This window comes from Streptomyces sp. NPDC002018 (assembly GCF_042890865.1).
Lineage (GTDB): Bacteria > Actinomycetota > Actinomycetes > Streptomycetales > Streptomycetaceae > Streptomyces.
Genome location: NZ_JBIASO010000025.1, coordinates 107123 through 113284 on the forward strand (window position 1 = coordinate 107123; position 6162 = coordinate 113284).

Sequence of the window (6162 nt, forward strand, 5' to 3'; positions counted from 1 at the left end):
CCCCCGGCGGACAGAGACATAAGCGCAGCAAGCCCGGCGGCGGACCGCTGCCGCTCCTTCCCTGTTGCCGCGCCCGGCGCGGCCAGCAAGCTCTCGCTGTGCCACCACGGCCACCACGGACGTGGCAGACACCCCGACCCATGGAGGCAGCCGGTGGACCACGCTGACAGCCGCTCAGCCGACGGCATCCGGACGACATCCCGGACCACATCGTTCTCGCAGCAGCGGCTGTGGTTCCTCGACCAGCTCCGGCCCGGCTCCGCGGACTATCTCCTCCCGCTGGCCCTGCGGCTGCGCGGGGAACTGGACGGCCCCGCCCTCACCGGTGCCTTCGCCGATGTCGTCGCCCGCCACGAGATCCTGCGCACCCGCTATCTGCCCGCCGACGGCGAGCCCGTGCCCGAGGTCGTCGCCGAGGTGAGGATCCCGGTCGACCGCGTCGATCTCACCGATGTGCCCGCCGACGGACAGGAGGAGCGGCTCCGCTCGGTCGTCGAGAGCGAACTGCGCCGCCCGCTGGACCTGTCGGCCGCGCCCGCGCTGCGGCTGACGCTCGTCCGGCTCGGGCCCGCCGACCATCTCCTGCTGGTGGTGGTGCACCACATCGCGTTCGACTTCATGTCCTGGGGCGTCCTCACCCGTGAACTCGCCGCTTACTACCGGGAACGCACCGCGGGCGAGCCCGCGGAACTGCCGCGACCGGCCCTCCAGTACGGCGACTTCGCGGCCCGCCAGCGCGAACAGCTCTCCGGGGAGGGCCTGTCCGGCCGGACCGACTACTGGCGCACCCGGCTCGACGGCCTCGCGCCGCTGGAACTGCCCACCGACCGCCCCCGCCCCGAGGTGTGGCGGGGCGATGCCGCGATGACCCGGTTCCGGCTCCCCGCCGCCCTGGTGAGCCAGGTCGACGCGTTCGCCCGCTCCCGGCGCGCCACCCGCTTCATGGTGCTGCTCGCGGCCTTCCAGGCGCTGCTCGGCCGGTACACGGGGCAGACAGATCTCGCCGTCGGCACCCCGGTCGCCGGACGGAGCGGGCCCGAACTCCAGCGGCTGATCGGCCTCTTCGTCAACACCGTGGTGCTGCGCACCGATCTGTCGGGACGTCCCACGTTCGGTGAGCTGGTGCGCCGGGTGCGGGACACCACCCTCGCCGACTTCTCCCGCGCCGACGCCCCCTTCGAGCACATCGTCGCCGAGCTCACCCCCGAACGCGATCTGTCCCGCAACCCCCTCTTCCAGGTCTCCTTCCTGCTGCTGGGCGGCGAGGCGGAACGGCCCGAACTGCCGGGACTGGAGGTGGAGCTGGTCCCCACCCCCGCCACCGGCACCCCGTTCGACCTGGTGCTGGATCTCATCGGCAGCCCCGAAGGGCATCTCTCCGGCCGGATGCAGTACGCCACCGCGCTCTTCGACCCCGGGACGATGCGGCATCTCGCCGACGGCTACGCGGAGCTGCTGGGCGCGGTCCTCGCCGCCCCCGACGCGCCCCTGGCCGAGACCACCGGGAACATCGCCCCGCTGCCCGCCAAGGAGCGCCGCCGGCTCCTCGCCCAGGGCGCCGGGGACATACGACCCGTACCCGAACTGACCATGGCGGGACTGTTCGAGCGCCAGGCCGCGGCCACACCCGACGCGCTCGCCGTCCGGGCCGCGGACACCACGCTGACCTACGCCGCGCTCGACGCGCGGGCCAACCGGCTCGCCCACCGGCTGAGGGCGCTCGGCGCCGGCCCGGGTGTCCCCGTCGGGGTCCATCTCGCGCGGGGCGCGGGACTGCCCGAGGCGCTGCTCGCCGTGTTCAAGGCGGGCGCGGTCTACCAGCCGCTCGATCCCCTGCACCCGGACGCGCGTCTGGTCCGTCTCGTCGCCGACACCGGCGCCCCGCTGGTGATCACGGAGCAGGCGCTCGCCGGGCGTCTCGCGGGCACGGGCGTACGGACCCTGCTGCTCGACCGGGACCGGGCGGAGACCGACGCCCAGCCGGCCGAGCGTCCGGACCGGCCGGCCCGCCCGCACGAGCAGGCGTACATCTTCCACACCTCGGGCTCCACCGGTACGCCCAAGGGCGTCATGATCCCGCACCGCGCGCTGACCAACTTCCTGCTGTCCCTGCCGCACCGGCTCGGCATCGGACCGGGCACCCCGGTGATGGCCCTGACCACCCTCTCCTTCGACCCGTCCCTGCTGGAGCTGTGCCTTCCCCTGATCACCGGCGCGCACATCGTGATGGCGGACGCGGAGCAGGCCAGGGACCCCCAGCGGATGATCCGGCTGATGGAGGACGTACGCCCCGCCGTGCTCCAGGCCACCCCCGTCGTCCTGCGGATGCTGACCGACACCGGCTGGACCCCGCCGCCCGCCCTGACCGTCCTCTCCGGCGGGGAGAAGATCCTCCCCGGCCTCGTCCGCGCGCTCACCGCCCGCGGCGCCCGCGTATGGGATCTGTACGGGCCGACCGAGACGACCGTATGGGCGACCATGGCGCGGCTCGGCCCCGACGGGCGGCCACGGGACTGGTCCGCCCTGGACAACTGCGCCGTCCGGCTGCTCGACGAGCGCCTGGAGCCGGTGGCCGTGGGCGGGACCGGGCAGATCCACATCGGCGGCACGTCCGTCGGCTGGGGCTACCACGGCCGGCCGGGGCAGACGGCGGACGTGTTCCTGCCCGACCCGTACGCCACCCGGCCCGGCGGACGGCTCTACGCCACCGGCGACCTGGGGCGGCTGCGGCCCGACGGATCACTGGAGATCCTCGGCCGCGCCGACCACCAGGTGAAGATCCACGGCCACCGGATGGAGCCCGGCGAGATCGAGGCCGCCCTGCTGTCCGCCGACGCGATCCGCGCGGCCGTCGTGCATCCGACCCCCGGCGCCTCGGGCGAACCCCGGCTCACCGCCTATCTGGTGGTCCGCGAGGGACACCGGACCCCCGCCCCCGACGAGCTGCGCGAGCGGCTGCTGAGGACCCTTCCCGACTACATGGTCCCGGCGTCGTTCCTGGTGCTCGACGAACTGCCCACCACCGTCACCGGGAAGGTCGACCGCAAGGCGCTGCCGCTGCCCGGCACCCCGTCGGCCGCCGTGCCGGCCGCGGACCCCGGGCATCTGCCGCCGCGCACCCCCGAGGAGAGGACCATCGCCGACGTCTGGCAGACGGTCCTCGGGGCACCGCGGGTCGGCGCCCACGACGACTTCTTCCGCCTCGGCGGGCACTCCCTGCTCGCCACCCGTGTCTCCGTACGGCTGCGGGGTGTGCTCGGGATCGACGTCCCGGTGCGTGCCCTGTTCGACCACACGACCGTCGCCGCGCTCGCCGCGGCCCTCGACGGCTACCCCCGGGTGTCCGCCGACCGTCCCGCGCCGGTGCTCACCGCCCGGCGCAGGGGACGCTGAGCGCTCCCACGACCCGCCGCCGGGCAGTGCCCACGGGCCGGCCGCACCATCCCGAGCCGAGAGGACCCTCATGACCACCACCGTCCCCCTCCACCAGCCCCTCGACCACACCGACCGTCCCGTGCCCCCCGACGTCTCCGTCTTCGAGGACCTGGAGTCGGAGGTCCGGTTGTACTGCCGCACCTTCCCCGTGGTCTTCCAGCGCGCCAAGGGCGCCGAACTGCACACCGAGGACGGGCGTACCTTCCTCGACTTCTTCTGCGGTGCGGGCAGCCTCAACTACGGGCACAACAACGACTTCATCAAGCAGCGGCTGACCGACTACCTCGCCTCCGACGGCATCATGCACGGACTGGACATGCACACCGTCGCCAAGCGCGACTTCCTGGCGCGCTTCTCCGAGCTGGTCCTGCGCCCGCGCGGCCTGGACTACAAGACGCAGTTCGCGGGCCCCACCGGCACCGACGCCGTGGAGGCCGCGCTCAAACTGGCCCGCAAGGCGACCGGCCGCACCGGGCTCATCGCCTTCTCCGGCGCCTACCACGGCATGTCCCGCGGCTCCCTCGCGGTCACCGGCAGCCGCCGCGCCCGCCGGGCCGGCGGGGTCAGCGGCCAGGACGTGACGTTCGTACCGTACGAGGACGGGCCCCTCGGCCCGTTCGACTCCATCGGCTTCATCGAGCGCCTGCTCACGGACCCCTCGTCCGGCACCGATCTGCCCGCCGCGGTGATCGTCGAGCCGACGCAGATGGAGGGCGGTGTCTACCCGGCGAGCCGGGAGTGGCTGCGCCGGCTGCGCGCGCTCACCCAGCGCCACGGCATTCTGCTGATCCTGGACGAGATCCAGGCCGGCTGCGGCCGGACCGGCACCTTCTTCGGCTTCGAGGACGCCGGGATCGTCCCCGACATCGTGACCGTCTCCAAGTCCATCGGCGGCTACGGTCTGCCCCTCTCGCTGACCCTGTTCCGGCGCGAACTCGATGTGTGGGAGCCCGGCGAGCACACCGGCACGTTCCGCGGCAACCAGCTCGCGTTCGTGGCCGCGACCGCCGCGTGCGAGCTGTGGCAGCACGGCCCCTTCAGGACCGGGGTGACCCGCGCGACACGGCGTCTCGCCGCGTTCCGCGCCGAACTCACCGCGCTCGACCCGGCCCTGGCGGTGCGCGGCCGGGGCATGGTCCTCGGCATCGACACGGCGGGCGCCGGGGGCCCCGAACGGGCCCGCGCCGCCCAGCGGTACGCCTTCGAGCACGGGCTCATCGTCGAGCTGTGCGGGCGCCACGACGAGGTCATCAAGGTCATGCCGCCGCTGACCATCGACGCCGACCGGCTCGACCGCGGCCTCGCGGTCCTCCACGAAGGGCTGCGGGTGCGCTGACGCGCGACCGCCGCCGCGACACCCGCCACGCGACCGCCGCCGCGACACCCGCCACGCGCCCGCCACCCACCGCAGACCAGGGAGGACCCGATGAGCCATCCGACCCGCCGTCACCTCATCTCCATCGACGACCTCGCCACCGAGGAGCTGGACCGTATCGTCCGGCGCGGTGCGCGCTACGCGGCCGGCGAACTGGAGGACGCCCGCCCGCTGCACGACGCCGTCGTCGGCGTCCTGTTCCGCAAGACCTCCACCCGTACCCGTACCGCCTTCTCCGCGGGCGCGCTGCGGCTCGGCGGCCGGCTGATCACCTACGGTCCCGGCGACCTCCAGGAGAACACCGGCGAGAGCGTCGAGGACACCGCCGCCGTGCTGTCCCGGATGATCGACGTCCTGGTGGCACGCACCGCGGGCAGCGAGGCCGAGCTGCGCGCCTACGCGGACCAGCGGCGCATGGCCGTCGTGAACGCGATGAGCGCCGACGAGCATCCCACCCAGGCACTGGCCGATCTCACCACGCTCCTGGGCACGTTCGGGCGGATCGAGGGCCTGCGCGTGCTCTACGCGGGGGAGGGCAACAACACGGCGTCGGCGCTCACCCTGGCCCTCTCCCGCTACCGGGACACCACGCTCTATCTGCGGACACCGCCCGGATACGGGGTGGCCCAGCGCTATCTCGACCGCGCCGCCGTCCACGCCAAGACCACGGGCGCCCGCGTCGAGCAGCGGCACGACATGGACGACCTGCCGACGGCGGACGTCGTCTACACCACCCGCTGGCAGACCACCGGCACCGCCAAGCCGGACCCCGACTGGCGGCGTGTGTTCGCTCCCTTCCAGGTCGGCCCGGCCGTGATGGCCACCAGCCCCGGGGCGCTGTTCATGCACGACCTGCCCGCCCACCGGGGCGAGGAGGTCACCGCGGACGTTCTCGACGGGCCGGCGAGCATCGCCTTCCAACAGGCCGAGAACAAGTACCACAGCGCCCGCGCGGTCCTGGAGTGGTGCACGGCCGGCACTCCGGCCGGCTGATCGGGCCCGCTCCTGGCCCCGGTCCTCGCGTCTCCCCCGTCCCCGCGTCCCGCCCGTCACTCGTCACTCGTCCCTCGCCCCTGTCCCGCGTCCGTCCCCGTCCCGTCCCCGTCTCCGTCCCGTTCCGCTCGGCGCGATCCGCCACACCGCCGGTCCACCGGTCACCGGCGTGCTCACCGACGTTCTTCCCTGGGAGGTCCAGCCATGTCTGAAACCGTACTTCTGCCCGCGGGCGGGTGGCGGCTGTGGACGCATTTCTCGCTCCGTGGTCCGGGTTTTCCGGTGTCGGGGGTGTTGCGTTTGGCGCCGGAGGGTTTGGGTGTGGCGGCGGACAAGTTTGGTGTGGGGGAGGTGTTGTC

The 6162-nt window shown here is 73.6% G+C and carries 3 protein-coding genes; all 3 read left to right on the plus strand.

Going from position 1 to position 6162, the window contains the following annotated elements:
• The first annotated feature begins 153 nt into the window (after positions 1-153).
• The 3 genes from ACFYYH_RS30665 to ACFYYH_RS30675 all read left to right on the plus strand — a co-directional run bounded on the left by ACFYYH_RS30665 (position 154) and on the right by ACFYYH_RS30675 (position 5803).
• Positions 154-3393: an amino acid adenylation domain-containing protein gene (locus tag ACFYYH_RS30665; protein ID WP_388557863.1), complete on the plus strand. Its 3240-nt coding sequence runs from the start codon at positions 154-156 to the stop codon at positions 3391-3393.
• A gap of 70 nt (positions 3394-3463) precedes the next feature.
• Positions 3464-4771, plus strand: a complete 1308-nt coding sequence (gene ectB, locus ACFYYH_RS30670) for a diaminobutyrate--2-oxoglutarate transaminase (RefSeq protein ID WP_388557865.1) — start codon at positions 3464-3466, stop codon at positions 4769-4771.
• Positions 4772-4861: 90 nt separating this feature from the next.
• Entirely contained in the window at positions 4862-5803 is a 942-nt protein-coding gene (locus ACFYYH_RS30675) for an ornithine carbamoyltransferase (RefSeq protein ID WP_388557868.1), read from the plus strand.
• Positions 5804-6162 lie beyond the last annotated feature (359 nt).